At 60.9% G+C, this 258-nt stretch carries 1 protein-coding gene; it reads left to right on the top strand.

Going from position 1 to position 258, the window contains the following annotated elements:
* Positions 1 to 258: AMP-binding protein (locus AB4Y42_RS44525; RefSeq protein ID WP_368697933.1), on the top strand; the 258-nt coding region annotated here is incomplete at both ends.

Genomic DNA, 258 nt, shown 5'->3' on the forward strand with positions numbered 1-258 from the left:
GGCGCAGCTTGCGATCCTGAAGGCGGGGGCAGTGTATGTACCGATTGATCGCGCCCTTCCACCTGCGCGGCAAGGATGGTTGATTGCCGACTGTGCTGCGCGCTTGGTGCTTGCCGAGAGGGACCATGATGATCTGGTTGAGGTGACGATTCCTGTTCTGGCTGTGGAAGCGCTGATGGCTGGAACGGGATCCAGTGCTGATCCAGGCCTTGCATTGAGCGCCGAGGCGGCCGCTTATGTGATGTACACCTCCGGGTC

The sequence above is a fragment of the Paraburkholderia sp. EG286B genome, from assembly GCF_040965655.1.
In the GTDB taxonomy this organism is placed as follows: domain Bacteria; phylum Pseudomonadota; class Gammaproteobacteria; order Burkholderiales; family Burkholderiaceae; genus Paraburkholderia.